27 protein-coding genes and 1 other RNA gene are annotated in these 25,927 nt (G+C 54.2%); 11 read left to right on the top strand and 17 right to left on the bottom strand.

Annotated elements, in window-relative coordinates; translation table 11 throughout:
* Window positions 1-14: 14 nt before the first annotated feature.
* Genes speG through DEU53_RS21365 form a run of 6 tightly spaced genes read right to left on the bottom strand, consistent with a single transcriptional unit; the run spans window position 15 to window position 5,539 of the window.
* Window positions 15-560 carry a spermidine N1-acetyltransferase gene (gene speG / locus DEU53_RS21390; protein ID WP_008101618.1) on the bottom strand — a complete coding sequence of 182 codons (546 nt, stop codon included), beginning with the start codon at window positions 558-560 and terminating at the stop codon, window positions 15-17.
* Entirely contained in the window at window positions 557-1,249 is a 693-nt protein-coding gene (locus DEU53_RS21385) for an ABC transporter ATP-binding protein (RefSeq protein WP_110868286.1), read from the bottom strand. The genes speG and DEU53_RS21385 overlap by 4 nt, the downstream gene beginning before the upstream one ends.
* Window positions 1,242-2,075, bottom strand: a complete 834-nt coding sequence (locus DEU53_RS21380) for an ABC transporter ATP-binding protein (RefSeq protein WP_061718038.1) — start codon at window positions 2,073-2,075, stop codon at window positions 1,242-1,244. Before DEU53_RS21380 ends, DEU53_RS21385 begins: the two co-directional genes overlap by 8 nt.
* The gene (locus DEU53_RS21375) at window positions 2,065-2,922 is read right to left on the bottom strand and encodes an ABC transporter permease (RefSeq protein ID WP_101763443.1); all 858 of its coding nucleotides are present in this window, start codon (window positions 2,920-2,922) and stop codon (window positions 2,065-2,067) included. The genes DEU53_RS21380 and DEU53_RS21375 overlap by 11 nt, the downstream gene beginning before the upstream one ends.
* A complete protein-coding gene (locus DEU53_RS21370) occupies window positions 2,919-3,971 on the bottom strand; it encodes an ABC transporter permease (RefSeq protein WP_110868285.1) in 1,053 nt (350 codons plus the stop codon). The genes DEU53_RS21375 and DEU53_RS21370 overlap by 4 nt, the downstream gene beginning before the upstream one ends.
* Window positions 3,971-5,539, bottom strand: a complete 1,569-nt coding sequence (locus DEU53_RS21365) for an ABC transporter substrate-binding protein (RefSeq protein ID WP_110868284.1) — start codon at window positions 5,537-5,539, stop codon at window positions 3,971-3,973. The genes DEU53_RS21370 and DEU53_RS21365 overlap by 1 nt, the downstream gene beginning before the upstream one ends.
* 806 nt (window positions 5,540-6,345) lie before the next feature.
* Between DEU53_RS21365 and mgtA the strand changes: the two genes are divergently transcribed.
* On the top strand, window positions 6,346-9,069 hold the full coding sequence (gene mgtA / locus DEU53_RS21360) for a magnesium-translocating P-type ATPase (RefSeq protein ID WP_110868283.1): 2,724 nt from the start codon (window positions 6,346-6,348) through the stop codon (window positions 9,067-9,069).
* A gap of 134 nt (window positions 9,070-9,203) precedes the next feature.
* Here mgtA and DEU53_RS21355 read toward each other — a convergent pair whose 3' ends face one another.
* Window positions 9,204-9,863 carry an epoxyqueuosine reductase QueH gene (locus tag DEU53_RS21355; protein WP_008101584.1) on the bottom strand — a complete coding sequence of 220 codons (660 nt, stop codon included), beginning with the start codon at window positions 9,861-9,863 and terminating at the stop codon, window positions 9,204-9,206.
* Between the two features lie 124 nt (window positions 9,864-9,987).
* Window positions 9,988-10,344: a hypothetical protein gene (locus DEU53_RS21350; protein WP_110868297.1), complete on the bottom strand. Its 357-nt coding sequence runs from the start codon at window positions 10,342-10,344 to the stop codon at window positions 9,988-9,990.
* Window positions 10,345-10,568: 224 nt separating this feature from the next.
* On the opposite strand from DEU53_RS21350, the gene DEU53_RS21345 reads away from it, so the two are divergent.
* Window positions 10,569-10,736, top strand: coding sequence for a hypothetical protein (locus DEU53_RS21345; RefSeq protein WP_199559730.1), 168 nt, complete (start codon window positions 10,569-10,571; stop codon window positions 10,734-10,736).
* On the opposite strand, the gene DEU53_RS21340 is transcribed toward DEU53_RS21345, so the two are convergent.
* From DEU53_RS21340 to smpB, 3 genes are all read right to left on the bottom strand, one after another.
* Window positions 10,703-11,557, bottom strand: a complete 855-nt coding sequence (locus DEU53_RS21340) for a PA4780 family RIO1-like protein kinase (RefSeq protein ID WP_101763447.1) — start codon at window positions 11,555-11,557, stop codon at window positions 10,703-10,705. The two genes, DEU53_RS21345 and DEU53_RS21340, sit on opposite strands and share 34 nt — an antisense overlap.
* Window positions 11,558-11,664: 107 nt before the next feature.
* Window positions 11,665-12,027, bottom strand: a transfer-messenger RNA (tmRNA) gene (ssrA, locus tag DEU53_RS21335).
* 44 nt (window positions 12,028-12,071) lie between these two features.
* Entirely contained in the window at window positions 12,072-12,554 is a 483-nt protein-coding gene (gene smpB, locus DEU53_RS21330) for an SsrA-binding protein SmpB (protein WP_007886141.1), read from the bottom strand.
* 159 nt (window positions 12,555-12,713) lie between these two features.
* On the opposite strand from smpB, the gene DEU53_RS21325 reads away from it, so the two are divergent.
* A complete protein-coding gene (locus tag DEU53_RS21325; protein WP_008101549.1) occupies window positions 12,714-13,148 on the top strand; it encodes a type II toxin-antitoxin system RatA family toxin in 435 nt (144 codons plus the stop codon).
* A complete protein-coding gene (locus DEU53_RS21320; RefSeq protein ID WP_110868282.1) occupies window positions 13,141-13,431 on the top strand; it encodes an RnfH family protein in 291 nt (96 codons plus the stop codon). The genes DEU53_RS21325 and DEU53_RS21320 overlap by 8 nt, the downstream gene beginning before the upstream one ends.
* 54 nt (window positions 13,432-13,485) lie before the next feature.
* On the opposite strand, the gene bamE is transcribed toward DEU53_RS21320, so the two are convergent.
* The 3 genes from bamE to nadK all read right to left on the bottom strand — a co-directional run bounded on the left by bamE (window position 13,486) and on the right by nadK (window position 16,646).
* Window positions 13,486-13,833, bottom strand: a complete 348-nt coding sequence (gene bamE, locus DEU53_RS21315) for an outer membrane protein assembly factor BamE (RefSeq protein WP_101763449.1) — start codon at window positions 13,831-13,833, stop codon at window positions 13,486-13,488.
* 187 nt (window positions 13,834-14,020) lie between these two features.
* Complete coding sequence (gene recN, locus DEU53_RS21310) at window positions 14,021-15,682, bottom strand: DNA repair protein RecN (protein WP_110868281.1); 1,662 nt, start codon at window positions 15,680-15,682, stop codon at window positions 14,021-14,023.
* An 85-nt stretch (window positions 15,683-15,767) separates the two neighbouring features.
* Window positions 15,768-16,646 (bottom strand): NAD(+) kinase, encoded by an 879-nt coding sequence (gene nadK / locus DEU53_RS21305; protein ID WP_061718023.1) that lies wholly within the window; start codon window positions 16,644-16,646, stop codon window positions 15,768-15,770.
* Window positions 16,647-16,768: 122 nt separating this feature from the next.
* Between nadK and grpE the strand changes: the two genes are divergently transcribed.
* Window positions 16,769-17,347 (top strand): nucleotide exchange factor GrpE, encoded by a 579-nt coding sequence (gene grpE, locus DEU53_RS21295; RefSeq protein WP_110868296.1) that lies wholly within the window; start codon window positions 16,769-16,771, stop codon window positions 17,345-17,347.
* 46 nt (window positions 17,348-17,393) lie between these two features.
* Here grpE and ung read toward each other — a convergent pair whose 3' ends face one another.
* Window positions 17,394-18,071 (bottom strand): uracil-DNA glycosylase, encoded by a 678-nt coding sequence (gene ung / locus DEU53_RS21290; protein ID WP_110868280.1) that lies wholly within the window; start codon window positions 18,069-18,071, stop codon window positions 17,394-17,396.
* A 265-nt stretch (window positions 18,072-18,336) separates the two neighbouring features.
* Between ung and grcA the strand changes: the two genes are divergently transcribed.
* A complete protein-coding gene (gene grcA, locus DEU53_RS21285; RefSeq protein ID WP_008101535.1) occupies window positions 18,337-18,720 on the top strand; it encodes an autonomous glycyl radical cofactor GrcA in 384 nt (127 codons plus the stop codon).
* 186 nt (window positions 18,721-18,906) lie between these two features.
* On the opposite strand, the gene srmB is transcribed toward grcA, so the two are convergent.
* The gene (gene srmB / locus DEU53_RS21280) at window positions 18,907-20,235 is read right to left on the bottom strand and encodes an ATP-dependent RNA helicase SrmB (protein WP_101763453.1); all 1,329 of its coding nucleotides are present in this window, start codon (window positions 20,233-20,235) and stop codon (window positions 18,907-18,909) included.
* 141 nt (window positions 20,236-20,376) lie between these two features.
* Between srmB and DEU53_RS21275 the strand changes: the two genes are divergently transcribed.
* Window positions 20,377-21,126, top strand: coding sequence for a tRNA1(Val) (adenine(37)-N6)-methyltransferase (locus tag DEU53_RS21275; RefSeq protein ID WP_110868279.1), 750 nt, complete (start codon window positions 20,377-20,379; stop codon window positions 21,124-21,126).
* On the opposite strand, the gene nadB is transcribed toward DEU53_RS21275, so the two are convergent.
* Window positions 21,092-22,729: an L-aspartate oxidase gene (nadB, locus tag DEU53_RS21270; RefSeq protein WP_101763455.1), complete on the bottom strand. Its 1,638-nt coding sequence runs from the start codon at window positions 22,727-22,729 to the stop codon at window positions 21,092-21,094. The two genes, DEU53_RS21275 and nadB, sit on opposite strands and share 35 nt — an antisense overlap.
* 440 nt (window positions 22,730-23,169) lie before the next feature.
* Here nadB and rpoE point away from each other — a divergent pair, with 440 nt between their 5' ends.
* From rpoE to rseC, 4 genes are read left to right on the top strand one after another with little or no spacing between them, the layout of a single operon-like run.
* Entirely contained in the window at window positions 23,170-23,748 is a 579-nt protein-coding gene (gene rpoE, locus DEU53_RS21265) for an RNA polymerase sigma factor RpoE (RefSeq protein WP_007886161.1), read from the top strand.
* Between the two features lie 27 nt (window positions 23,749-23,775).
* Window positions 23,776-24,432 carry an anti-sigma-E factor RseA gene (rseA, locus tag DEU53_RS21260; protein ID WP_101763456.1) on the top strand — a complete coding sequence of 219 codons (657 nt, stop codon included), beginning with the start codon at window positions 23,776-23,778 and terminating at the stop codon, window positions 24,430-24,432.
* Window positions 24,432-25,388, top strand: coding sequence for a sigma-E factor regulatory protein RseB (gene rseB / locus DEU53_RS21255; RefSeq protein WP_110868278.1), 957 nt, complete (start codon window positions 24,432-24,434; stop codon window positions 25,386-25,388). The genes rseA and rseB overlap by 1 nt, the downstream gene beginning before the upstream one ends.
* Window positions 25,385-25,849: a SoxR-reducing system protein RseC gene (rseC, locus tag DEU53_RS21250; protein ID WP_061718009.1), complete on the top strand. Its 465-nt coding sequence runs from the start codon at window positions 25,385-25,387 to the stop codon at window positions 25,847-25,849. The genes rseB and rseC overlap by 4 nt, the downstream gene beginning before the upstream one ends.
* The last annotated feature ends 78 nt before the right edge of the window (window positions 25,850-25,927 follow it).

Below are 25,927 nucleotides of genomic sequence, written 5' to 3'. Positions count from 1 at the left end.
TTCAACAGTTTGAGTTACTGCGCGGTAGGCTTCACCATCGCATTGGCGCTTTTATGCTGCGCCAGATGTTGCTGCTGGAAAATGCACATGCGGATGGTGTTGCGGTATTCGCCGTTGATGAAAAATTCGTGCTTCAGTACGCCTTCCACCTCAAATCCCAGCTTGGTGTAGATATGCACCGCCTTCTTATTCTCTTCATCGACAATCAGATAGAGTTTGTAGAGATTCAGCACCGAAAAGCCGTAATCCATCGCCAACTTTGCCGCTTTGGTGGCTAAGCCTTTGCCCTGATGGGAAGGATCGATAATGATTTGAAACTCAGCGCGGCGATGCACGTGATTAATCTCGACCAACTCCACCAACCCGGCTTTGTGTCCATCATGCTCCACCACAAAGCGGCGCTCGGTCTGGTCATGGATATGTTTGTCATACAGGTCTGAAAGCTCGACAAACGCTTCATACGGTTCTTCAAACCAGTAACGCATCACGCTGGCGTTGTTATCTAATTGGTGCACAAAGCGTAAATCTTCCCGCTCCAGCGGACGTAACTTAACCGTCATACGGTGTTCCTTGTTGTTGAATGTTGCTCCACGATGCGGCCCTGCGCCATACGCGCCGCGCGATCGCACATGTGATCGATCACATCCGGATCGTGGCTGACCAGCACCATGGTTAAACCATCTTTTTGCTTTAGATCGTTGAGCAGGTTGAGGATCTCGGCCTGCACCGACATGTCCAGCGCCGAGGTCGGCTCATCCAGCAGCAGGATCTTGGGTTCCAGCAGCAGGGCGCGCACAATCGCTACGCGCTGACGCTGACCGCCTGAAAGCTGATGCGGATAGCGATCCGCCAGCACCGGATCGAGCCCGACATGGCGGAATCCAGCATTAATGCGGTCGTTGATGTTATCACGTTTGAGCATTTTCAGCGGTTCCGCCAGCGTGCGACGCAGGCGATGGCGCGGATGCAGCGAAGCGTAGGGATCCTGAAACACCATCTGCACATCGCGGCGCAGCTGGCCGGTAAACGCTTTGCCGGGCTGCACGGCGGTGCCCGCCAGCGACATGCTGCCGCTCCAGTGCGGATTCAATCCCGCCAGCACCCACAGCAGCGACGACTTGCCGCAGCCGGACGGGCCAACCAGACCAAAACACTCACCGGCCGCGACCTGCAGCGACACATCGTGCACCACGGTGCGCAGCTCGTAACCTTGCTTGTGCGAAACGCTGAGGTTCGCTAACTCAATCATAATTTTTCTCCAGCGCGGCACGATCCAGCACCGGCAAACGCTCGCCGTGCGTGGCTTTACTCGGGCGACAGGCCCACAAGGTGCTGGTGTAAGGATGGCTGGCGTTGGAGAGTTCGGACGCCGGCAAGGTATCCAGCACGCGGCCCTGATACATGACCATCACACGTTCGCAGTGCTCGGAAACCTGTTGCAGATCGTGGCTGATCAGCAGCAAACCCATGTTGCGCTGTTCAACCAGACGACGAATCAGCGCCAGTACCTGATCGCGCATCGCGTGATCGAGCGCCGACGTAGGTTCATCGGCGATCAGCAGTTCAGGATCGGTGATCAGGGCGATCGCCAGCATCACGCGTTGCCCCATGCCGCCAGAAAGTTGATGCGGATAGCGTTTCATCAGCTGACGCGGGTCGGGCAAGCCCACCGCATCCAGCATCTCGCACACTTTCTCTTTACGTTCAGCGCGGCTCAATTTGTGGTGCAGCACCAGCGGTTCTTCCACCTGCCAGCCAATGGTGCGCGTGGGATTAAGCGCATATTTCGGATCCTGCATCACCATCGCTACTTTGCTGCCGCGCAGTTGAATCCAGTCACGCTCGCGCAGGCTCAACGCATCGGTGCCGACAATCTGCAAACGGTCGGCCTGCAAGTGCAGCGAAGGTGACAGTAAGCCCATCAGCGTGCGCGCGGTGAGTGATTTACCGGAACCGGATTCACCCACCAGCGCCACGCGCTCGCGGCCAATTTGGAAGCCAATGTTATCGACCAGCAGCGCATCATCGCTGCGAATCGTCAGGCCTTGTACATCAATTAACAGATCATTTGGCATGGCGAGTATCCAGTCGGTCACGCAGGCCATCGCCTGTCAGGTTAAACGCCAGGCTGGCGAACAGAATCGCGCCGCCGGGTGCGGCAGCTACCCACCATTGGTCGAAGATCACTTTACTGCCTTCTGCCACCATCGAACCCCATTCGGCGGTAGGCGGTTGCACGCCCATGCCAAGGAAGCCGAGGCCCGCCGCTGAAAGAATGATTCCGCCGAGGCTTAGCGCGGCACGTACCACCGCCGTTGGCATACACAGCGGCAGAATGTGGCCAAACATCAGGCGTAAACCGGTGATGCCCTGCATGCGCGCGGCGGCGAGGTAATCACTGCGGCGCAGCGCCAGCGTTTCCGCGCGCGCCTGACGGGCAAATGGCGGCCAGCTGGTGAGCGCCAGCGCCAGTGCGCCATTCATCAAGCCGGGGCCGAGCATGGCGACCAGCGCCAGCGCGATCACCAGATTCGGCAGCGACAGGAAGATATCGGTTATGCGCATCAACACGCGCTCGGTCCAGCCGCCCACGTAACCGGCGGTGATGCCGACCAGCAGGCCAACCGGAATGGTCAGCACCAGAATCAGTGACACCAACAGCAGCGTGGGGCGCGCGCCATAAATCACGCGTGACAGCAGATCGCGGCCAAAGCCATCGGTGCCAAACCAGTGCAGCGCCGATGGCGCCTGCAAACGCTGGGAGATGATCTGCGCATTGGGATCGAAAGGCGCCAGCAATGGCGCGAACAACGCCATCGCCACCACAATCAGTACCAACGTCAGGCCGATGGAAAGCGAGGTCACGCGCGCGCGGCGGCGGCGCGGACGCAGCGTTTCCAGTTCAGAGAGTTGTTGAGTCATCGGGTTCTCGGATCGGTTAACCAGGTCAGGGCATCGGCCAGCGCGTTGAGCAGAATAAAGCAGCTGCCAATTAGCAAGGTCGAGCCGAGAATCGCCGGTACATCGGAGGAAAACAGCGCGTTAGTCATGTAGCGACCAACGCCCGGCCAGGCAAATACCGTTTCGGTGAGTACCGAACCTTCCAGCAGCGTGGCGTAGGAGAGGGCGATAACGGTAATCAGCGTGCCCAGCACGTTGGGGAAAATATGACGCAGCAAAATGCGGCCACGGCTGGCACCTTTCGCACGCGCCAGCACCACATACTCTTTGCTGCTCTCTTCCAGCAGCGCCGCGCGCAGCAGGCGCGTGATACCCGCCATCGCCAGCAGGCCGAGAATCACCACCGGCAGCCACAAGTGGGCAATCGCATTGCGGAACATCTCGGGATCGCCGGACATCCAGCTATCAATCAGCACAAAGCCGGTTTTTGGCTCCAGCGTGTAGATCCAGATGTCATCAAGCTGGCCCGGTCCGGCGGACCAGTGCAGCACGGCATAAAACAGCAGCAAACCCAGCAAGCCGAGCCAGAACACCGGCACCGAGTAGCCGAGTAGCGAAACAAAACGCGCCACGTTATCAATGATGCTGCCCGGCTTCCACGCCGCCAGCAGCGCTAAGGCAATGCCGAACACCGCGGCAAAAATCATCGCGCAGGTGGCCAGCTCAATGGTGGCCGGGAAGGTGCGCATCAGGTCGGCGCTGACCGGTTGATTGGTCAGATGCGATAAGCCGAGATCGCCGCGCGCCAAATGGCTGATATAGCGCCAGAACTGCACCAGCACCGGCTGATCAAGACCGAGATCGTGTCGCACCTGCGCGTAGGTGGCTTCGCTGGCGTGATCGCCTGCGATCTGTTGCACCGGATCGACTGGCGAAAGGTGCGACAGCATAAAAGTGAACGCTAACAAACCGACCAACGTCACCAGCAGCGAGAGCAGGCTGGTGACGATGTGGCTAACGCGTTGCCAAAGTGGCCGGGCGAACCCGGCCTGTGAAGCTGACACTGCCATTACTTAGAAACCTGCGAGTAATACACCATGTCCGGGTTGATGCCCTGCACATAGCCTTGCAGATTGTCGCGCAGCGCAATCAGGTTTTTCGCCTGCAAGCCAATCACGTACGGCGAGTTCTTCAGCACTTCACGCTGCATCGCCTGATAGAGTTCGACGCGCTTGTTGTTATCGCTCTCGGCGGTGGCGGCCAGCGTTTGCTTGTTCAGCTCCGGGATGTGCCAGTCAGAACGGTAAGCCACGGTTTTGCTGCCATCTTCCGGGTTGTAAGCGAAGGACGCGGCGTTGGTGTTGGGATCGAAATAGTCTGCGCCCCAGGCGTTCAGGGTGGCTTCGTATTTGTGCGCCTTCACGCGGGTCGAGACTTCAGAGCTCAGGCCAGGTTGCACTTCCACCTTCACGCCACCTTTGGCAAAGCTGCCCTGCAGCGCCTGCGCGATATCGAGGTAAGGCGGCTGGTTGCTGGTGGAGAGTTTGAAGCTGACGTTGGTCAGACCGGCTTTCTTCAGAATCGCTTTGGCTTTCTCAGGATCGTAAGTGTACGGCGTGTCGTTGATTGCGCCGAGGAAGCCTTTCGGCAGGAAGGTTTGATGCACGTCGAACTGGCCTTTCAGCAGGTCGTTAGCGATACCTTTATAGTCGAACAGATAACGCGCGGCTTCCCACAGCGCCGGGTTCTTCAGCACCGGGTTTTCACCGATGTTGAACTGAATGTAGTAGAGCGACGCCATCGGAATCGCTTCAGTCTTCACGCCCGCTTTGCCTTTCAACGAGGCGATTTGATCCGCACCGAGGTTACGCGCGATATCCACATCGCCCTGTTCCAGCAGCAGACGACGCGCAGCCGGTTCCGGAACGTTTTTAATCAGGATATTTTTCAGCTTCGGAGCGCCCGCTGGCGAAGTTGGATTCGCGCTCAGCAGAATCGCTTCGTGCAGCACCACTTTACGAATCTGATACGGGCCGCTACCGGCAGAGTGAGTACCGAGCCACGCGTGGCCGAAGTCACCGTTCTTCGCGTTGGCCTGCGCGGTTTTCTCATCAACAATCGAAGAGACCGGCGCGGAGAGCAGGCTGAGCACATACGCCGGGCTGACGTTGGCGCTCCAGCTGATCTGTACGTGGTTGTCATCAACCTTCTGCAGGAAGGTATCGACGTTATCTTTATTCCAGCCAAGTTGGGTAAGAATAAAGGAGGGATCGAGATTGAGTTTCACCACGCGGCCCAGTGAGAAGATCACATCCTCTGGACGCAGCGGATTGCCGCTGGCGAACTGAGCGCCTTTGCGTAGTTCAAACGTCAGGCTGCGATTATCGCTGCCCGCTTGCCAGGACGTGGCCAGCGTTGGCTGCAAATCGGTTGGATTGGTGGGATCGGACTGAACCAGGCGCTGATAAATGTTAGTGAACGCTTGCACCGTGGTGAGCTCGAAGCCCTGCGCAGGGTCGAAGCTGTCGGCATCATCGGTAGACTGGGCGATCACCAGCGTATCTTTCGGCGTCGCTGCCTGAACCGAGAAGGCGGCTACCAGCGATAACGCCAGCAGTGATGGAATAATTTTTTTCATGTTGTTTCCTTGCCTAAAAAAAGTAACGCGAGTTTACGAGAGCGCAGCAGTGAAGAATAGTCAATTTCAGGCTATGCATATGCATTAATGATCTAAGACGCATGGTTCAGTTATAAGGGAAAACCGCACAATCCGTAGCGGCGCAATTCATTGCGCAATGTGTGGACGGGCTTTGGGTGCAGGATCGTTAACGCAAAATCGCGCGATTAATCACGCCGCTACGGAATGTGCATGTGAGGTAATATCAACTCAACTGCAACGGAATATAAATGATTGGTGACTAACCGATAATTAACTTTACTTCGTTACTTGCCAGAATATAATGGCCGCAATTTCAAAGCAGGAGAGTTCAGTTGGACAGTCACCCTTTTAGTTGGCATCACAAGGCAAGCTGACGCGCGAACTTTTTTGTCGCTGCTTGCCAACACGGCGGGCAGCAATCCTCTCTTTTCTGATGGTTGTTCCCTTTAAACGACATTGTAACGGGCCAAAGCCCGTGGGGATATCATCATGCATATGATTTTTAACACACTTTTCCCTCCGCCTCGATACGCGCGCTGAACTTCAGCGTGCTGATTGACGCTGCACATTAGACGGCTTTTCGCTGTTCGATTGCGTGGTGTTTACCTTCGTCTTTATTTATTACTCGTTATTTTGCGAGCGACTCTTTTCGTCTTTAATTTCCGGGAGGTGATATGGAAATTCCCGACAGGTTATTTTTAATTTAACAAACGCATTGCCGTTAATTTAATTTGTGTGCCTCGCACGCAGGGATTTTTATTGCCGTAATAAAGAGGAATGTCACTATGACTGACATGAAACTCAACCAGGACAAAAAAGCCTGGAACACCACGCGCCAGCCGCGTCAAAAAACACCGCGTTACCTGATTGAAGATGAAGCCGGTTTTACTGCCGACGAAACGCTGGTGCGTCTGCGCAGCGATGCGCTTGGCCTGAGTGAACGTGAAGCCGAGGCGCGCCTGAATGTATATGGCCGCAATCAGGTCGAACACGACAAAGCGCCACCGGCGTTGTTGCAGTTGCTGCAGGCATTCAACAATCCGTTTATCTATGTCCTGATGGCGCTGGCGCTGGTGAGCTTTTTCACTGATTTCTGGCTGCCGCTGCGCAACGGCGAGGAGACCGATCTGACCGGTGTCATCATCATTGTGACGATGGTAACGCTCAGCGGTTTGCTGCGTTTCTGGCAGGAGTTCCGTACCAATAAAGCGGCGCAGGCGCTGAAATCGATGGTGCGCACCACCGCCACGGTGCTGCGTCGTGAGTCAGCGCAGCAAGCGCCGCTCAAACAGGAAGTCGATATCGCCACGCTGGTGCCGGGTGACATCATCTATCTGTCGGCGGGGGATTTGGTGCCAGCCGATGTGCGGCTGCTGGATTCACGCGATCTGTTTATCAGCCAGGCGATTTTGACCGGCGAATCGTTACCGGTTGAGAAGTATGACGTCACCGGCCACGTCACCAGCAAAAGCAGCGGTGCCAGCGAACAGGGCACATCGCTGCTGGAACTGGGCAGCGTCTGCCTGATGGGCACCAACGTGTCCAGCGGCAGCGCCAAAGCGGTGGTAGTGGCAACCGGCAGCGAAACTTACTTCGGTAGCCTGGCGAAATCGATTGTGGGTAATCGCTCACAAACCGCCTTTGACCGCGGCGTCAACAGCGTGAGCTGGCTGCTGATCCGCTTCATGTTGGTGATGGTGCCGGTGGTGTTGCTGATTAATGGCCTAACCAAAGGCGACTGGCTGGATGCTTCACTGTTTGCGCTGGCGGTAGCGGTAGGTTTAACACCGGAAATGTTGCCGATGATCGTCAGCTCCAACCTGGCGAAAGGTGCCATCGCCATGTCGCGGCGTAAAGTGATCGTCAAACGTCTGAATGCGATTCAAAACCTCGGCGCGATGGATATTCTCTGCACCGACAAAACCGGCACGCTGACGCAGGACAACATCATTCTGGAGCATCATCTGGATTGTGCTGGCGTGGAGAACTCACGCGTGCTGATGCTGAGCTGGCTCAACAGCCACTATCAAAGCGGCACGCTGAATCTGATGGATCGCGCCATTTTGCAGTACGGCAAAAACCGCGTCAGCGAAGCGGTAAGCGATACCTATATCAAAGTGGATGAGCTGCCGTTCGATTTCATTCGCCGTCGCGTCTCGGTGGTGGTGCGCGATCGTCGTCTCAATCAACAGATGCTGATCTGCAAAGGGGCGGTGGAAGAGATGCTGAGCATCGCGACTGCCGAGCGTGAAGGCAAACTGGTACAGCCGCTGAACGAAACGCGTCGTGCAGAACTGCTGGCGCTGGCACATCAATACAATGAGCAGGGTTTCCGCGTGCTGCTGGTGGCGAGTCGCGTGCTGGCGGAGCCAGGTTTACAGCAGCCGCTGAGCGTGGCGGATGAGCAAGGCTTAACGGTAGAAGGGCTGCTGACCTTCCTCGATCCACCGAAAGAGAGCGCCGCCAAAGCCATCGGCGCGCTGCGCGACAATGGCGTTAGCGTCAAAGTGCTGACCGGCGATAATCCAGTGGTGACCGCGCGCATTTGCCAGCAGGTTGGCATCGACAGCGGCGCGATCGTCACCGGCGACCAAATTGCCCTGATGAGCGACGAGCAGTTGGCAGACGCCGCCGCACAGAGCGCGGTATTCGCTAAACTCACGCCGCTGCAGAAATCACGCATCCTGCGCGCGCTACAGCAACAGGGCCACACCGTTGGCTTCCTCGGCGACGGGATTAATGATGCGCCGGCGTTGCGTGATGCTGATGTGGGGATTTCCGTCGATAGCGCGGCGGACATCGCTAAAGAGTCCTCCGATATCATCCTGCTGGAAAAAGATTTGATGGTGCTGGAAGAGGGCGTAATGAAGGGACGCGAAACCTTCGGCAACATCATTAAGTATCTGAACATGACCGCCAGCTCGAACTTCGGCAACGTGTTCTCGGTGTTGGTGGCGAGCGCCTTTATTCCGTTCCTGCCGATGCTGGCGATTCATCTGCTGATTCAGAACCTGATGTACGATCTGTCTCAGCTGGCACTGCCGTGGGACAAAATGGACCGCGAGTTCCTGCGTAAGCCGCGTAAATGGGACGCGCGTAATATCAAACGCTTTATGCTGTGGATTGGGCCAACGTCGTCGATTTTCGATATCACCACCTTTGCGCTGATGTGGTACGTGTTCGCGGCGAATACGCCAGAAATGCAGTCGCTGTTTCAGTCCGGCTGGTTTATTGAAGGCTTGCTGTCGCAAACGCTGGTGGTGCACATGCTGCGCACGCAAAAGATTCCGTTTATCCAGAGCCGTGCGGCGCTGCCGGTGCTGCTGACCACTGCGTGTGTGATGATCGCCGGCATTCTGCTGCCGTTCTCACCGCTGGGCGCGATGGTGGGATTGGTGCCGCTGCCATGGTCTTACTTCCCATGGCTGGTGGCAACGCTGCTCGGGTATTGCGTGGTCGCGCAGGGCATGAAAATGCTCTACATCAAGCGCTTTGGTCAGTGGTTTTAAACACATGGAGGTGAAATGCGTAACCGCAATCTCAATAAGGTGGTGTTTCACCTGATAATGATGATGGTTGTCATGGTGGTGTTAACGCTGGTATTTCGTTAATGAAAAAAGGGCAGGATTTCCTGCCCTTTTCTTTACTCTTCGTCGGGCTGATAATACTGCACGCCGATCTCAATGCGCTCGCGGCCGCTAGCTACACGATGGCGATTGCTGTCGCGCAGCGAATAGATGCAGCCGCAATACTCCTGCTGATAGAAACGTTCGCGCTTGCTGATCTCAATCATGCGTGACGAGCCGCCACCTTTCCGCCAGTTGAACTCCCAATAAAGCATATCGGGATAGTGCGCCGCCGCGCGCACGCCGCAGTCGTTAATCTGCTGCATATTCTTCCAGCGCGAAATGCCGAGTGAACTGGTGATCACCGGGAAACCGTTTTCATGTGCATACAGCGCGGTGCGTTCAAAGCGCATGTCGAAACACATGGTGCAGCGCACGCCACGTTCCGGTTCCCACTCCATGCCACGTGCCCGCTCAAACCAATTGTCTTTATCATAATCGGCATCAACAAAGGGCACGCCAAACTGCTCGGCAAAGCGGATATTCTCCTCTTTACGCAGCTCATACTCTTTCAGCGGATGAATGTTTGGGTTGTAGAAGAAGATGGTGTAATCGATGCCGGAAGCCAGCATCGCTTCCATCACTTCGCCCGAGCAGGGCGCACAGCAGGAGTGCAACAGGACTTTATTATGACCGTTGGGTAAGGGCAGCGGCTGGCGGGTAAAGGTGTCAGACATGAGCATTATTGGTTAATGGAGTGTTGGGTAAAGTCTAAGGGGATAGCGTTAAAGATGCAAAGTTGAGGGAAAACAGGCAATAAAAAAAGGCCGCGAACGCGGCCTCTGGATTGAGCGACGAACCTTATTCAGTCACTTTCTTTTTCAGATCGCTGGCACCTTCTTTGGTTTTATTCCAGCCTTTCTGCGTGCCTTCTTTGGTGGCATCCCAACCTTTCTCAGAACCTTCTTTGGTTTTGTTCCAGGCTTTCTGCGTACCTTCGCTGGCTTTGCTGGTCAGGTTATCGCTTTTGCCTTCTGCCGCATGCTTCGCTTTCAGCTGCTGCTCTTTACCTTCGTTCTGCGCCTGATGCAGTTTTTCTTTAGCGGTATTCGCACCGGCCTGCGCGTTAGCGACAGTTTCATCAGTTGCATGTGTGGTCGCGGCAAAAGCCGAAGATGCCATCAGAATGGCTGACAGTGCAATAATGGTCTTTTTCATAATTCCCTCTTTCATGAAATATGTCGTCTCAGGTAATCATCCTGGCACAGGCCGGGATGGAAAGATTTAAGAATAAACCAGGAATGAAAAAGGTCTAGTTTCGCTGGCAAAATCACCAGCAGATAGCATTTTAGGTTGTTGCAGGAAGGGATAAGAGCCACCTGAGCGGTGGCTCTGCAATATTAATCTGCTATCTGCCTGGCGCAGCATAGCAGTGGCGCAACGTGCAACGGTTGCGTACCGAGGTTGGCAATCAGGGATTGAACTTTACGCTGGTAACGTTGTGGAATCCGGGTGGCAATAAACACGCGATAGTCGAGGCGTTTATCGCCAGCCTGCCTGAGCTGTGGAGCCGCCTCTACTCTTCGTCGCGCTCTTTAGCGGCGCGCTGACGATCATAGAACTCATCTTCGGCGGCGATGATCTCATCCATCAATGAGTTCATATCCACTTCATGCACCTCTTCTACGAAGAGACCGGTGAGCGGCGTTTCTGGCGTCAGCTTTCCATCTTCATATAACTGCCAGATCTCTTTCGCATAGCGCGTTTGCAAAATCTGCGGAGCATATTGACCGTAATAGGCGGTGATATTGTTCACATCGCGCTCAAACATCGATTCAGCGTGGTTGTTTGCCGCGGCATCAACCGCTTGTGGCAAGTCGATAATCACCGGTCCGTTGGCATCCTGCAGCACGTTGAATTCCGACAGATCACCATGAACAATGCCGGCGCACAGCATGCGCACGATATTGCGGATCATGGTATCGAAATCCTTCAGGGCGTTCTCTTCGGTCAGGAACACATCGCTCAGGCGTGGCGCAACCAGACCTTCTGCGTCTGTGACCAGCTCCATCAACAAAACGCCGTCGATGCAAATGTAGGGCTGCGGGACGCGTACGCCAGCATTCGCCAGGCGGAATAACGCATCAACTTCCGCGCTTTGCCAGGTCTCTTCTTGCTGCTTGCGCCCGAATTTCGACCCTTTTTGCATCGCACGTGAATTACGGCTGTTGCGGACTTTGCGCCCTTCCTGATAATGCACAGCCTGCTTGAAACTTCGTTGTGTGGCGTCCTTGTACACTTTCGCACACTGGATTTTGCCGCCCGTTAACACGGTATAAACGTCAGCTTCTTTGCCGCTTCTTAGTCTTTGTAGTACTTCATCTACCAGGCCATCATCGACAAGAGGCTGGAGTCGGTTTGGGATTTTCATGCGAGTCGCCTTGAAAGAGTCCAGATACAAAAAAGCCCGTAAGGCTTGCGCCATACGGGCTCTTAGGACTTCATCGAATGACTCTGGTAATCATCGATGGAGAATTTTGGTGGAGCTGGCGGGAGTTGAACCCGCGTCCGAAATTACTACACCGTCGGCACTACATGCTTAGTCAGTCTTTACATTCGCCGGCCAGCTGCGGACAGACACGCCACTGACAAACTAGCCTGATTAGATTTAGTGCTTCAACCCCAGGCAAGGCATCCACACGATCTCTTTTGGGTTTGACCTCTCTTGATCCCCGTCTTAAGAGCGGAAGCTAGGGAGAGAGGGCTTCAAAGCAGGTTATTAAGCTGCTAAAGCGTAGTTTTCGTCGTTTGCGACTATTTTTTTGCGGCTTTTTACGAGGCAAACCGCCCCTCGGCATGCTCCTAAGGCTTCACAATCCCGTCGAGTCCAGAATCAGCCCCAAGAAATTTCAATACTACAGACAAGTGACGCTAAAATCCAGCGCTTAACGCTTTGAATTCTTCATAATGCGCGCTTTGTCCATCTTCCATTCGCGCTCTTTCACGTCGTCACGCTTGTCGTGCTCTTTCTTACCGCGAGCCACACCGATTTTCAGTTTGGCCCAGGCATTTTTCCAGTACATCGACAGCGCAACCACGGTAAAACCTTCGCGGTTGACGCGACCGTACAGCGAATCGAGTTCGCGTTGTTTCAGCAGCAGCTTGCGGCTTCGCGTGGGATCACACACCACATGCGTCGAAGCAACCGCCAGCGGCTGGAAAGTAGAGCCGAACAGGTAAGCTTCACCATCGCGCAACAGAATGTAGCTATCGCTGATGTTAGCCTTACCGGCACGGAGTGATTTGACTTCCCATCCTTGCAACGACATACCCGCCTCGAACTCTTCTTCAATGAAGTATTCATGACGTGCGCGTTTATTGAGGGCAATAGTGGCTGAACCGGGTTTGTTAACTTTTTTCTTTGTCATAGTGCGGCGTAGTCTACATCACTCAGTTTATGGGCGCATCCCCTGTCCTGCAGGGCGGTAAAAAACACTCCATTTTAGCACAGCAAGCAAAGCCGTGAATTTTTGTTTGGTGACTGAAAATGGTATTATTCAATGGTTTTGTGATGAACAGGAACCATTATGGCCCAGATTAGTCGTTCAGCGCTGGTCCCTTATAGCGCTGAACAGATGTACCGTCTTGTGAATGACGTGGATGCTTATCCTCAGTTTCTGCCGGGCTGCACCGGCAGTCGCGTGCTGGATAACAGCGGAGATCAAATGACCGCGGCCGTTGATGTCTCGAAAGCGGGCATCAGTAAAACTTTCACTACGCGCAACACGCTGATCAGCAACCAAAGCATATTGATGCAGTTGGTTGATGGCCCGTTTCGTAAATTGACCGGCGGCTGGCATTTCACTTCATTAGGTGATGATGCCTGCAAGGTTGAGTTGAACCTCGATTTTGAGTTCACCAATATGCTGGTAGAAATGGCGTTCGGCCGCATCTTTAAAGAGCTGGCAAATAGCATGGTGCAGGCGTTCAGTCAGCGCGCAAAAGAGGTTTATCGTGCCTGATATCAGCGTGGAAGTGGTTTACGCACTGCCAGACAAGCAGTATATGCGTGCCGTAACGCTTGAAGAAGGCGCAACCGTTGAGCAAGCGATCAAGGCTTCGGGGTTGCTGTCACTGCGTAAAGATATTGACCTGAACTCGAATAAGGTTGGGATTTATAGCCGCCCGGTAAAATTGGGTGATGCCGTCCAGGATGGTGATCGCATTGAGATCTATCGTCCGCTGATTGCCGACCCGAAAGAGTTACGGCGTCAACGCGCAGAGCGGTCAGCTGAGAAGAAATAGTCGGAATGTAAAAACGAAAAAAGGCGCTTAAGCGCCTTTTTTATTGCCGTTCACTTAGCCTTCTTTGCCTGAGAGCTTCGGCTTATTGTCGATGTTAGTCAGTGTTCCGTTGCTGTCAAAGGTCAGCGTCAGCGTTTGCTGTTTCACACCTTCATGGCCTGGTTCCTGGCGGAACACGTAATACCAAACGTTGCTGCCAAACGGATCGCGCATCATCGGCGTACCGAGCGTGTAGGCAACCTGCTGCTGCGTCATGCCGTTGTGAATTTTCGACACATCGTTGGCGACCAGGTAATTCCCCTGATTGATATCCGGACGATACACAACGCGCTCAAGGGTGGAACATCCAGCGGTCATCATCAACATTACTACTGCCGCGGCAGTCAGCGTTTTACAGCGCATCTATACATTCCTTTTCTGGGGCCAAACGCCTTTCAGCAGGCTATTTTTTTGCCATCAAATTCTGAACTCTGCCTGCGGCAGGCTTTATTACTCAGACGACATAACTGCCGATGATAATAAACCTTTTCGCTATTTGAAACCTCTACAGAGCAAGCATATGACCACCAGCCGGGAAAAAAGTGCGGTATCAGGCGGCTAAAAGTTCTTTAGCGTTGGCCAGCGTGTTGCGCGTCACCTCGCTGCCGCCCAGCAAACGCGCCAACTCTTGCAGACGCGCGCGTTTATCCAGCGGCTGCATATGCGTTTCTGTCATCGCACCATCGGTCTCTTTGCTGACGTAAAAGTGCTGATGACCGCAGCCGGCAACCTGCGGCAGGTGCGTGACACACATAACCTGTGTTGACTCGCCCAACTGACGCAGCATTTGGCCGACAACAGCGGCGGTTGGGCCGCTGATGCCAACATCTACTTCATCGAAGATCATTGCCGGTGTTTCCATTTTCTGTGCGGTAATCACCTGAATCGCCAGAGCGATACGCGACAGCTCACCGCCGGAAGCCACTTTGCCCAGCGGCTGGAGCGGCTGGCCTGGGTTCGTCGTAACGCGGAAATCAATGCGCGTTGCGCCATCTGCGGTGAGTTGATCGGCATTGAACTCCAGCACAATGGCAAACTGGCCGTGCGGCATTGCCAGCGTGCGCATGCTTTGCGTAATCAGCTGGCTCAATTCTTGAGCGGAATGCTCACGCAGTTGATGCAGATTTTCAGCGCTGACTAACGCGGCTTTGTAGTGAGCGACAACTACAGACTGCAAAGTTTCCTGATCGCTCTCTTGCTGCGAAAGCAGTTCCGCTTCATCCAGCAACTGCTGATAAAGCACCGGCAAGGTTTCAGGTGCGACATGGTGCTTACGTGCCAATGCAATCTGCCGTGACAGACGTTGCTCCAGCTCATGCAGACGATTGGGATCGAGATCCAGACGTTCGCAGTAGTGACGCAGTTCATCGCTGGCTTCACTGAGTTGAATTGCGGCTTCCTCCAGCAGATTGAACACGCCGCTGACTTTATTATCCAGCGTCACCAGTTCGCCCAGCATGTGACGAGCGCTATAAAGAAGGCTCTGCAGGTTGGTGTCATCCCCATCGGCGAGAATTTGCAGCGCTTGCTGGCTGGTGGACAGCAACTGGCCACTGTTCGCCAGGCGTTTGTACTCTTCATCAATCTGTTCAAATTCGCCCAGCTGCGGGGCAAATTCATTGAGTTCTTTCAACTGATACTGCAGTAGCTCGCGACGGGATTCACGCTCTTGCGAAAGCTGCTGATGTTGTGCCAGCGCACGGCAACTCTGATGCCAGCGCTGATAGTGCTGGCGCATTTCAGACAGCAAATCATCGTGGGCTGCATACGCATCCAGCAGATGTTTTTGGTGATCGGATTTGAGCAGCAATTGGTGAGCATGCTGGCCGTGAATCTGAATCAGCAACTGGCCCAGTTCACGCAACTGCGACAGCGGCACCGATGTGCCGTTGATAAAGCCACGCGAACGACCATCCGCGCTAATCACACGCCGCAGCAGACACTCATTGCCCTCATCCAGCTGATTCTCCACCAGCCAGCGTTGTGCGGAAGGCGAAGCTTTGAGCTGGAAACGGGCGCAGATATCAGCACGACTGGCACCCTGACGCACCATATCTGCCTCAGCGCGGCCGCCCAGACACAGGCCCAATGCATCGATGGCGATAGATTTACCTGCGCCGGTTTCACCCGTGATCGCCGTCATACCACGATGAAAATCGATCTCCAGTTCACGAACGATAGCAAAGTTACTGATGGTCAGTTGTGCCAACATAGAATCACCTGTATGTAAAAACAGATATGGTTTTACGTACAGTATATCCTGGTTTTTTATACAGTAAAGTAGTCAGCGCTGATTTTCAGAACAATTTTTTAGACCAGCCCAATTTTGAACTTAAGGTATTAAAATAGTTGTAATTTTTAGGATGGATAAGATTGAGATGATTGGCGCTACGGCGGATCAGGACATCTTCACCTTCCTGAATTGGCAAGGCAATCTGGCTGTCGCAACTGATCTCGAGATCGCTGCGCAGGGAAGAAAAACGCAGGCGGATGGTGCTGCTGCTGTTGATGACCAGCGGACGCGCAGAAAGCGTATGCGGGAACATGGGCACCAGCGTAATCGCATCCAGCGACGGCGTCAGAATAGGGCCGCCCGCCGAAAGCGAATAGGCGGTGGAGCCGGTCGGTGTGGAGATAATCAAACCATCGGAACGCTGTGAAAAGGCAAACACCTCATCAATATAGACTTCGAATTCAATCATATGCGCAACTTTACCGGGATGCAGCACCACTTCATTAATGGCGCTACCAATGCGCGGCGAGCACGCTTCTTTGCATACCTGCGCCTCCAGCAAGAAGCGGCTCTCGACGAAGTAATCGCCCTGCAGCACATCGTCCAGCTGCTGTTGCGCATTGTCCGGATCGAGATCGGTGAGAAAACCGAGGTTGCCACGGTTGATGCCAATCACTTTGATGTCATAGCGCGCCAGCACACGGGCAGCACCAAGCATGTTGCCATCGCCACCAACCACCACAGCTAAATCAGCGCGTTGACCAATATCCGCAAGGCTGCCGGTTTGGGCATTTTTCAAATCCAGTTCGCGCGCAATCTGCTGCTCGACAATCACCTCATAACCCTTTGCCGTTAGCCAGCGCCAGAGCATTTCATGGGTGGTTAACGCAGTAGGATGGCGCGGATGGCCGACAATCCCGATGCAGTTAAAGTGTTTGTTCATTTAGCGCGAGTTCCTTACAAGCCAAAACGGCCAGGCAATGTGATGGGTTTACTTGAAACCGTCAAACTGATCCCCATAATAAGCCAACCAGCGAGATGAATGTGCAAAACGCGGAGAAATTCATGAGTAGTAAAGAACAGAACACCCCAAACGAGCAAGTCTCAGACGAAATTCAACAGGATCAGCAGCACGTGGACGCAGAGACAACCGCTGAGGTGGATCCGCGTGATGAGCGTATCGCGCAACTGGAAGCCGAGTTAGCCGTGTCGCAAACCGGCGTGCGTGATGCACAGCTGCGTGCGCAGGCGGAGATCGAAAATATTCGTCGCCGTACTGAAATGGATGTGGAAAAAGCGCATAAATTTGCGCTAGAGAAATTTGCCAACGAGCTGCTGCCCGTGATCGATAGCCTGGAGCGCGCGCTGGAAATGGCAGACAAAGAGAACGCTGAACTGGCTTCGATGATCGAAGGTATCGAGCTGACGCTGAAGTCGCTGCTGGGCGCGGTGCGTAAGTTTGGCGTGGAAGTGGTGGGCGAAACCAATGTGCCATTCAATCCAGAGATCCATCAGGCGATGTCGATGATGGAATCAGAAGATATGGCGCCAAATCACGTGCTGATGGTGATGCAGCGCGGTTACACCCTCAATGGTCGCCTGCTGCGTCCGGCGATGGTGGCAGTGACCAAAGCCAAAGGCTAATCTGTCGCTGTAATAACAACGGCCGCTTAATGCGGCCGTTTGTTTATTAAGGCAACACCGGCATCCAGTCAATTGGTGACTGGCCCGATTGGCTCAGCAGCGCATTCGCCTGCGAGAAGTGTTTACTGCCAAAAAAGCCACGATGCGCGGAGAGCGGAGAAGGGTGCGGCGCTTTCAATACATGATGACGCTGCGTATCAATGATGCTGCCTTTCTTCTGCGCATGCGAACCCCACAGCAAGAAAATTACCCCTTCGCGATGCTGATTGATGGCGCTGATGACGTTATCGGTAAAGGTTTCCCAGCCAAAGCGCGCGTGCGAATGCGCCTTACTGGCTTCCACCGTTAACACGGTGTTCAACAGCAACACGCCTTGTGTTGCCCAGCTTTCAAGAAAACCGTGCGTAGGACGCACAAAGCCGGGCATATCCTGCTCAAGCTCTTTATACATATTCAGTAATGACGGCGGGATCGCCACGCCGGGCAGAACGGAAAAAGCCAGACCATGCGCCTGATTCGGGCCGTGGTAGGGATCCTGCCCCAAAATCACCACTTTGATATCGCCCAGTTCGGTCAGCCGAAAGGCATTAAACACATCCTTCTGCGGCGGATACACCGTTACGCCGGCAGCGCGTTCATTGGCCACCGCTTTCAGCGTTTCCACGAAGTAAGGTTTCTCTTTCTCTTCAGCCAGCACGTCGTGCCAGGTCAGCTTCTCAGCCATCGTTGACTCCCTGCAAAATAGTGCGCCTAGCTTAACGTGTCGGACTCAACAGCAGAAGGGTAAAAATAATTTGAATATTTACGTAAAATTTTAATTAGCGAAGTTGTTATGAATCAATTTGTTAGGTTTTTAGCGTGTAATCGTGACTGGACGAAATTGATACAGGTCAAAACGGCGCTTTTCCTGCAGTGATATACCACAGCATTCCAAAACCTTATGAACCTCGCTGCCCAGTTGCGACAGCGTAAAGCCCTGGAGACCTACTATGATTACCGGTATTCAAATTACTCAGGCAAATAATCCACAGCTGTTGAACTCATTCTGGCTGCTGGACGATGATAAAGCCGAAGCGCGCTGCCTGTGCGCCAAAGGGGATTTCGCAGAAGATCAGGTTGTTGCTATCAGCGATCTCGGCGAAATCGCTTACCGTGAAATTCCACTTGAGCAGAAACCGCAGGTGCGCATCGAAGGTGGTCAGCACCTGAACGTTAACGTGCTGCGCCGCGAAACGCTGGAAGATGCCGTCAATCATCCGGAAAAATATCCGCAGTTGACCATTCGCGTATCTGGCTATGCCGTGCGCTTTAACGCGCTGACGCCAGAGCAGCAGCGTGACGTGATTACACGTACATTCACCGAAAGCCTGTAATTGCAGCGCTGACGAAAAGACACACAGCAATACAAGCCGCGCCAATGTTGATTGGCGCGGCTTTTTTTATCTGACGAGTTTAAAAGAACGGTTCTTCAGGGCGGATGATAGCGAAAGCGCGTTTTCGCTACGCTTAAAACAAAAAAATCGCCTCAAAAGAGGCGATTAATTACAGCGAGTGCTGTTTTATTCCGCACCAGACTTTGGTGCATCGCTACCGCTTGGCTTGCGGCGTTTACCCACATTTTTGGTGTCGCGATGACGTTGCTTGACGCGCGGTTTCTCTTGTTCTTTCTCTTTACGTTCTTGACGCTTCGCAAGTGCTTTTTTCGACGGTTTTCCCGTCACTTTAGCACTTGGCGCACGGCTTTCTGGACGCAGCTCATCAATCACACGCGCTTTTAACGGCTCGTTGATGTAACGGGTGATTTTACCCAGCAGCACGTGATCGTGCGCTTCAACCAGCGAGATCGCGGTACCTTTACGGCCCGCACGCGCGGTACGACCGATACGGTGCAGATAGGTATCTGCGGTGCGCGGCAAATCGTAGTTAATCACGTGCGAGATATCGTCGATGTCAATACCGCGCGCAGCAACGTCGGTGGCAATCATCACCTTCACGCGGCCATCATTCATACGCTTGATGGCTTCGTTACGGTTGACCTGCACCATTTCGCCTTCGAGATAGCTGGTGCGGATGCCCGCTTCATGAAGCCAGGTAACCAGCTCATGCAGGCGCTCACGTTTGCGCACAAATACAATGACGCGCGTGGCATCTGGCTGTTTCAACAGGTGAATCAGCAGCTTGTTCTTATGCTCTAAATTATCGGCGCGGTAATACCATTGCTGGATTTTTTTGCGTTCGCTTTTGCTTGGGTCGGCCTCAATAAACACAGGCTCGTTGAGCAAACGCTCGGCGAAGTCTTTGATGTGATCACCTTCCAGCGTCGCCGAGAACAGCAGCGTCTGTTTGCGCCAGCGGGTTTCTGCGGCGATGGTTTCGATGTCCTGCGCAAAGCCCATATCGAGCATGCGGTCAGCTTCATCGAGAATCAGCGTTTCTACGGCGCGGCAGTCAAAGTTCTCTTCTTTGATGTACTGCAGCAAACGGCCGGTGGTCGCGACGACGATGTCCTGGTTTTCACTGAACACTTCGGCATGGTTCATATACGCCACGCCCCCGGTGATGGTGGCGATATCCAGATGCGTGTGTTTAGCCAGCTCGCGCGCGTGATCGGCAACCTGCATCGCCAGTTCGCGCGTTGGGGTGATGATCAGAATGCGTGGTGGGCCTGATTTCTTACGCGGGAAATCGAGCAAATGCTGTAAAGCGGGCAGCAAAAACGCTGCAGTTTTCCCCGTCCCGGTTGGAGCCGAACCCAGAACGTCACGGCCTTCCAGCGCGGCAGGAATGGTCTCGGCCTGAATAACAGTAGGGCGAGTGAAGCCTTTTTCCTGCAAAGCTTGTAGCAGGCTTTCGTCGAGTTCGAGTTCGGAGAATGTGGTTACGGTCATGGTCTACCTCAGTTTGGGGCGCTGATTATAGACAGAACGAATATAATCTTCATCTGTTTGTGTAGGTATTACCGGCGCAGGTGAATTCCCATCGCCACCACGTTACACTTCCGGCAGTAAAAAATTCAATGGTAGTGAAGTATGTCTCAGGACCAGCCGCACGCGCGGCCGACGTTAAGAAAAGACGGTTTTACCTTTAAGCAATTTTTCGTGGCGCACGATCGCTGTGCGATGAAAGTCGGCACCGATGGCGTGTTAATCGGGGCCTGGGCGCCAGTAGCCGGCGCGCGTCGCATCCTCGATATTGGCTGCGGCAGTGGCTTGATTACGCTGATGCTGGCGCAACGTACGCCCAATTCGGTAGAGATTGATGCCGTCGAACTGGAAGCCAGCGCAGCGCAGCAGGCGCAGGAAAATATGCAGGCTTCGCCGTGGGCGGATCGCATCCACGTCCACCATCAGGATATTGTCAGCTGGAGCGAACAGTGTGAAAAACGCTTTTCGCTCATCGTCAGTAATCCGCCTTTTTTTGCGCCCGGTATGGCAACCGGCAGTGTCGCGCGCGATACCGCACGCAGCACCGCCACGCTCGACCATCTGACGCTGCTGCGTTGTGCCGCCCAGTTGATTGAAGAAGAAGGGCTATTTTGCGTGGTGCTGCCGGCTGAAGCTGGCGAAGCATTGATTTCACTGGCGCTGGCGGATGGCTGGCATTTGCGTTATCGCTACGATGTCGCCGCCTATGCGCAGCGCCCGCCGAATCGCGTGGTGTTAGGTTTTTCTCCCTCCGCCGGCGAAACCTTGCTGGAACGTCTCGCCATTCGTGATGAAGATAAAAGCTATTCAGCCGACTGGCTCAGCCTGGTGAAAGACTTTTACCTGTTCCGCTAGCTTCGGGCTGCAGGATGGTCGGTAACGCTTCATCCAGCAGATCGGGATTGTCGAGGGTAAAGTGTAACCCTCGGCTCTCCTTGCGCTCCAGCGCACAGCGCACCATCAGTTCGGCGACCTGCACCAGATTGCGCAGCTCAAGAAGATTGTTAGAGAGGCGGAAGTGCGCGTAGTACTCGTCAATCTCCTGTTGCAGCAAATTAATGCGCCGCAGCGCGCGCTCCAGACGTTTGGTAGTACGCACAATTCCCATGTAATCCCACATGAATAATCGCAGTTCATGCCAGTTATGCTGGATTACTACGCGCTCATCGGCATCATCAACGCGGCTTTCATCCCACGCGGGCAGATGTTCTACCGCCGCGATGTCCGGCAAGCGGGCGATCATATCTTCAGCAGCAGACCAACCGTAAACCAGGCACTCGAGCAGGGAGTTGGACGCCATGCGGTTTGCGCCATGTAAGCCGGTGTAACTCACTTCGCCAATCGCATACAGTCCGTCAACATCTGTACGGCCTTGCTGATCGACCATCACGCCGCCGCAAGTGTAATGCGCGGCTGGCACAATCGGAATCGGCTGTTTAGTGAGATCGAGGCCAAAGGTCAGCAATTTTTCGTAAATCATCGGGAAGTGCGCGCGCACAAAGCTTTCCGGCTGGTGGCTAATGTCGAGATACATGCAATCGACGCCCAGCCGTTTCATCTCATGGTCAATGGCGCGCGCCACAATATCGCGCGGCGCCAGCTCGGCACGCTCATCAAAGTCAGGCATAAAGCGAGTGCCGTCAGGACGCAACAGCCAGGCACCTTCACCGCGCAGCGCTTCGGTCAGCAGGAAGTTTTGCGCTTGTGGATGGAATAAACAGGTGGGATGGAATTGATTAAATTCGAGGTTCGCCACGCGACAACCGGCGCGCCATGCCATGGCAATGCCATCGCCGGAGGCCACGTCCGGATTGGTGGTGTACTGATAGACTTTCGCTGCGCCGCCGGTGGCTAACACCACGGCGCGCGCGCGGCAGGTTTCCACCTGTTCACGTTTACGGTTCCAGATCCACGCGCCAACTACGCGGCGCTTGCCGGGCAGGCCAAGCTTATCAGAGAGGATCAAATCCACCGCATTGGTGCGTTCAATAATGCGGATGTTAGGATGGCTCAGCGCCTGGCTTACCAGCGTGGTTTCCACCGCGCGGCCAGTGGCATCGGCGCTGTGCAGAATGCGGCGATGGCTGTGCCCACCTTCGCGCGTGAGGTGGTAACGCGCTTCACCCTCAGCCTGCGGCTCTTTATCGAAGGCGACGCCGTTATCAATCAGCCACTGCACGCAGTGACGCGCGTTGCTGGCGATAAAGCTCACCGTATCGCGGTCGCACAAGCCGGCACCCGCAACCAGCGTGTCTTCAACGTGTGATTCGATGCTGTCCGTTTCATCAAACACCGCCGCAATCCCGCCCTGCGCATACAGCGTTGAGCCCTCATTCACCTGCGCTTTACTCAGCACGGTAACCTGATAATGCGGCGCTAAGCGCAGCGCTAACGATAAACCTGCCGCACCGCTGCCGACGATGAGGACATCACACTGATATTCCGGGAGAGAAGTCATGATGTTTAATTTACTAAACAAAAGGTGGCTTGAGCATAAGCCGTGATGGGGGTGCTGTGAAGTATTTTGAACCAACCGCGCGGAAAAATTATTCAGCGGGTAGAGATAGTAGCGTGAATTCAGTGAGTTAACTCTGAAATTGAGCACAATGTGTTTTTTATATCAAACACTCTGAAAATTCAGGGAATAAAGGTGAAAATGACGGCGTCATAAGGTACTCTGCCAGCGATTATCGGTGCCGCAAAAGACACCACCAGCGTGGCAAGTCGCTACACTGAAAGACAATCAACAACAATGATGTCGTGGTTCCGATACGGAAAATTCTGGTCGTAGTGAACTTCGGGCCAAAGGGCCACTCTAAGCGCATGCTTGCTCAGAATAATGAGATGTGCTGGCAGTTCACTTACGCATAAAAAAGTTTTGGGGAGATATTACCTCGGATGAGCGAGCAGTTAACGGATCAGGTTCTCGTTGAGCGGGTTCAGAAGGGAGATCAAAAGTCCTTTAATTTACTGGTGATTCGATACCAGCATAAAGTGGCGAGCCTGGTTTCACGCTATGTTCCGTCAGGCGATGTGCCTGATGTGGTTCAGGAATCGTTTATTAAAGCGTATCGCGCACTGGAATCGTTCCGTGGCGACAGCGCCTTTTATACATGGCTGTACCGCATCGCGGTAAACACAGCGAAAAATTATCTGGTTGCTCAGGGGCGACGTCCGCCATCCAGTGATGTGGATGCTATCGATGCGGAAAATTTCGAAAGTGCGGGTGCACTGAAAGAAATTTCGAACCCTGAGAACTTAATGTTGTCTGAAGAACTGAAACAAATCGTCTTTCGTACCATTGAGGCGCTTCCCGAAGATCTTCGTATGGCCATTACCCTCAGGGAATTGGATGGTCTGAGTTACGAAGAGATTGCCGTCATCATGGATTGTCCGGTCGGTACCGTACGTTCGCGTATCTTCCGTGCACGAGAGGCTATTGATAATAAAGTTCAACCGCTTATCCAACGTCAGTGATAACGGCTACTGGAAGGGTACCAAGGCATGCAGAAAGAAAAACTTTCCGCTTTAATGGATGGTGAAACTTTAGATAACGAGCTGTTGGCATCGTTGTCGAAGGATGCGGATCTTCAGCACAGCTGGGAAAGCTACCATCTCATTCGCGACACCTTACGCGGTGATATCGGAGAAGTGCTGCATTTTGATATCTCCGCACGTGTGGCGGCGGCCATCGAAAACGAGCCGGCACGCAAAGTCACTTCGCTGATCCCTGAAGCGCAGCCTGAACCATCACGCTACGAGAAGATGCCGTTCTGGCGTCGTGGTGGCAGTTGGGCGGCACAGCTGACGCAAGTTGGTGTGGCTGCGTGCGTCTCACTGGCGGTGATTGTCGGTGTTCAGCACTACAACAGCTCTCCAACCGGCAGCGCGACTGAAGCGTCCGATTCACCGGCATTCAACACCTTGCCGATGATGGGTAAAGCGTCTCCGGTCAGCTTAGGCGTGCCTTCTGAAGCCTTCGACACCAACAGCTCTAATCAGCAGGTGCAGGAACAGCGTCGCCGCGTGAATGCCATGCTGCAGGATTATGAACTGCAACGTCGTCTGCATGCCGATCAGGTTCAGTTTGAGAAAAACGATCCGCAACAGGCTCAGGCTAATGTTCCCGGAAATCAGTCGTTAGGAACTCAGCAGCAGTAATGAAGCAGCTTTGGTGTGCCGTTAGCCTGCTGGCAGGCAGCCTGTTTTGCTCATCTATCGCCTCGGCTCAGACCTCTGCGTCCGGGGCGTTGTTGCAACAGATGGAGCAGGCAAGCCAGAACCTCAACTACGAATTTGCCTACATCAATGTCTCGCGTCTCGGCATTGAATCTCTGCGTTATCGTCACGCGGTTATCGACAATCGTATCTTCGCCCAACTGTTGCAGATGGACGGGCCGCGCCGTGAAGTGATTCAGCGCGGAAACGACATCAGCTATTTCGAGCCGGGATTAGATCCCTTCTCGCTGCCGGGCAATCACATTATCGATGCTTTACCTGGTTTGATGTTCGCCGACTTCTCCCGTTTGGGTGAGGCCTACGATTTCATTCCGGTGGGCCGTTCGCGCATGGCCGATCAGATGTGCGAAGTGGTGCGCATCGTGTCACGCGATGGCACGCGTTACAGCTATGTCGTGTGGCTGGATGTGGACACTAAATTGCCGCTGCGTATCGATCTGCTTGATCGGGACGGTGAAACGCTGGAACAGTTCCGCGTCATCAGCTTTGCCGTCGACGAAGGCGTACGCAATCTGATGCAAGGGCTGGAGAAGGCCAACTTGCCGCCATCACTGTCGTTACCGGCCGGTGACAAAGTGGAACTCAGCTGGCAGCCAAACTGGCTTCCGGCGGGCATGAAACTGATCTCACAAAGTCGCCGCGATATTCCGTCGATGAACAAAACTGTCGAATCGCGCCTGTACAGCGATGGCCTGTTTAGCTTTGCCATTAATGTTACGCCAGCAGATAAAAGCAGCAGCGTGCAGGCATTGCGCACTGGACGTCGCACGGTGCAGACAGAAGTGCGCAATAATAACGAAATCACGGTGGTGGGCGAGTTACCGCCAGCCACTGCCAAACGTATTGCGGACAGCATAGATTCGGGTTCACCAAAATGATGAAAGAATGGGCCACCGTGGTGGCGTGGAAAGAAGGCATTGCCACACTGCACACGGAAGCGAAAACGTCTTGTAACAGCTGCTCGGCGCGTAAAGGCTGTGGCAGCCATGCGCTTAATCAGCTGGGGCCGAAAAATGCCCACGTGATGACTATCGCCAGCGCGGAGCCGTTGCAACCCGGCCAGCGCATTGAGTTAGGCATCCGCGAAAGCAGCCTGCTGGGCTCTGCCTTGCTGGTTTACATGACGCCGCTGTTTGGCCTGTTTTTAGTGGCTGGCATCTTCCAGATGCTGTTCGCCAGCGATCTGGCTGCGGCCTGTGGCGCGCTGTTGGGCGGCATTGGCGGCTTTATCGTAGCGAAAGGGGTATCCAAACTCTTCGGCGATCGCGAGGCTTTCCAGCCGGTGATTCTCAGCGTTGCGTTACCGCCTGATGCGTTGCGCGTGGAAAGCGAAGCTTGATCCCCGTCCAGGCCGCGTTTGATGCGGCCTTTCCCAATCAGCTTAACCGCTGAAATCTGTTGCGATTCCCCACAGTTC

Origin of the sequence: Pantoea sp. AG1095 (assembly GCF_003208415.1) — a bacterium.
GTDB lineage: Bacteria > Pseudomonadota > Gammaproteobacteria > Enterobacterales > Enterobacteriaceae > Pantoea > Pantoea leporis.
This window is presented reverse-complemented; position numbering and strand designations above follow the sequence as displayed.

Excerpts from the sequence above, each read along its gene's own strand:
- speG (WP_008101618.1), bottom strand. The coding sequence starts at position 560 with ATGACGGTTAAGTTACGTCCGCTGGAGCGGGAAGATTTACGCTTTGTG.
- DEU53_RS21385 (WP_110868286.1), bottom strand. The coding sequence starts at position 1,249 with ATGATTGAGTTAGCGAACCTCAGCGTTTCGCACAAGCAAGGTTACGAG.
- DEU53_RS21380 (WP_061718038.1), bottom strand. The coding sequence starts at position 2,075 with ATGCCAAATGATCTGTTAATTGATGTACAAGGCCTGACGATTCGCAGC.
- DEU53_RS21375 (WP_101763443.1), bottom strand. The coding sequence starts at position 2,922 with ATGACTCAACAACTCTCTGAACTGGAAACGCTGCGTCCGCGCCGCCGC.
- DEU53_RS21370 (WP_110868285.1), bottom strand. The coding sequence starts at position 3,971 with ATGGCAGTGTCAGCTTCACAGGCCGGGTTCGCCCGGCCACTTTGGCAA.
- DEU53_RS21365 (WP_110868284.1), bottom strand. The coding sequence starts at position 5,539 with ATGAAAAAAATTATTCCATCACTGCTGGCGTTATCGCTGGTAGCCGCC.
- mgtA (WP_110868283.1), top strand. The coding sequence starts at position 6,346 with ATGACTGACATGAAACTCAACCAGGACAAAAAAGCCTGGAACACCACG.
- DEU53_RS21355 (WP_008101584.1), bottom strand. The coding sequence starts at position 9,863 with ATGTCTGACACCTTTACCCGCCAGCCGCTGCCCTTACCCAACGGTCAT.
- DEU53_RS21350 (WP_110868297.1), bottom strand. The coding sequence starts at position 10,344 with ATGAAAAAGACCATTATTGCACTGTCAGCCATTCTGATGGCATCTTCG.
- DEU53_RS21340 (WP_101763447.1), bottom strand. The coding sequence starts at position 11,557 with ATGAAAATCCCAAACCGACTCCAGCCTCTTGTCGATGATGGCCTGGTA.
- smpB (WP_007886141.1), bottom strand. The coding sequence starts at position 12,554 with ATGACAAAGAAAAAAGTTAACAAACCCGGTTCAGCCACTATTGCCCTC.
- DEU53_RS21325 (WP_008101549.1), top strand. The coding sequence starts at position 12,714 with ATGGCCCAGATTAGTCGTTCAGCGCTGGTCCCTTATAGCGCTGAACAG.
- bamE (WP_101763449.1), bottom strand. The coding sequence starts at position 13,833 with ATGCGCTGTAAAACGCTGACTGCCGCGGCAGTAGTAATGTTGATGATG.
- recN (WP_110868281.1), bottom strand. The coding sequence starts at position 15,682 with ATGTTGGCACAACTGACCATCAGTAACTTTGCTATCGTTCGTGAACTG.
- nadK (WP_061718023.1), bottom strand. The coding sequence starts at position 16,646 with ATGAACAAACACTTTAACTGCATCGGGATTGTCGGCCATCCGCGCCAT.
- grpE (WP_110868296.1), top strand. The coding sequence starts at position 16,769 with ATGAGTAGTAAAGAACAGAACACCCCAAACGAGCAAGTCTCAGACGAA.
- ung (WP_110868280.1), bottom strand. The coding sequence starts at position 18,071 with ATGGCTGAGAAGCTGACCTGGCACGACGTGCTGGCTGAAGAGAAAGAG.
- grcA (WP_008101535.1), top strand. The coding sequence starts at position 18,337 with ATGATTACCGGTATTCAAATTACTCAGGCAAATAATCCACAGCTGTTG.
- srmB (WP_101763453.1), bottom strand. The coding sequence starts at position 20,235 with ATGACCGTAACCACATTCTCCGAACTCGAACTCGACGAAAGCCTGCTA.
- DEU53_RS21275 (WP_110868279.1), top strand. The coding sequence starts at position 20,377 with ATGTCTCAGGACCAGCCGCACGCGCGGCCGACGTTAAGAAAAGACGGT.
- nadB (WP_101763455.1), bottom strand. The coding sequence starts at position 22,729 with ATGACTTCTCTCCCGGAATATCAGTGTGATGTCCTCATCGTCGGCAGC.
- rpoE (WP_007886161.1), top strand. The coding sequence starts at position 23,170 with ATGAGCGAGCAGTTAACGGATCAGGTTCTCGTTGAGCGGGTTCAGAAG.
- rseA (WP_101763456.1), top strand. The coding sequence starts at position 23,776 with ATGCAGAAAGAAAAACTTTCCGCTTTAATGGATGGTGAAACTTTAGAT.
- rseB (WP_110868278.1), top strand. The coding sequence starts at position 24,432 with ATGAAGCAGCTTTGGTGTGCCGTTAGCCTGCTGGCAGGCAGCCTGTTT.
- rseC (WP_061718009.1), top strand. The coding sequence starts at position 25,385 with ATGATGAAAGAATGGGCCACCGTGGTGGCGTGGAAAGAAGGCATTGCC.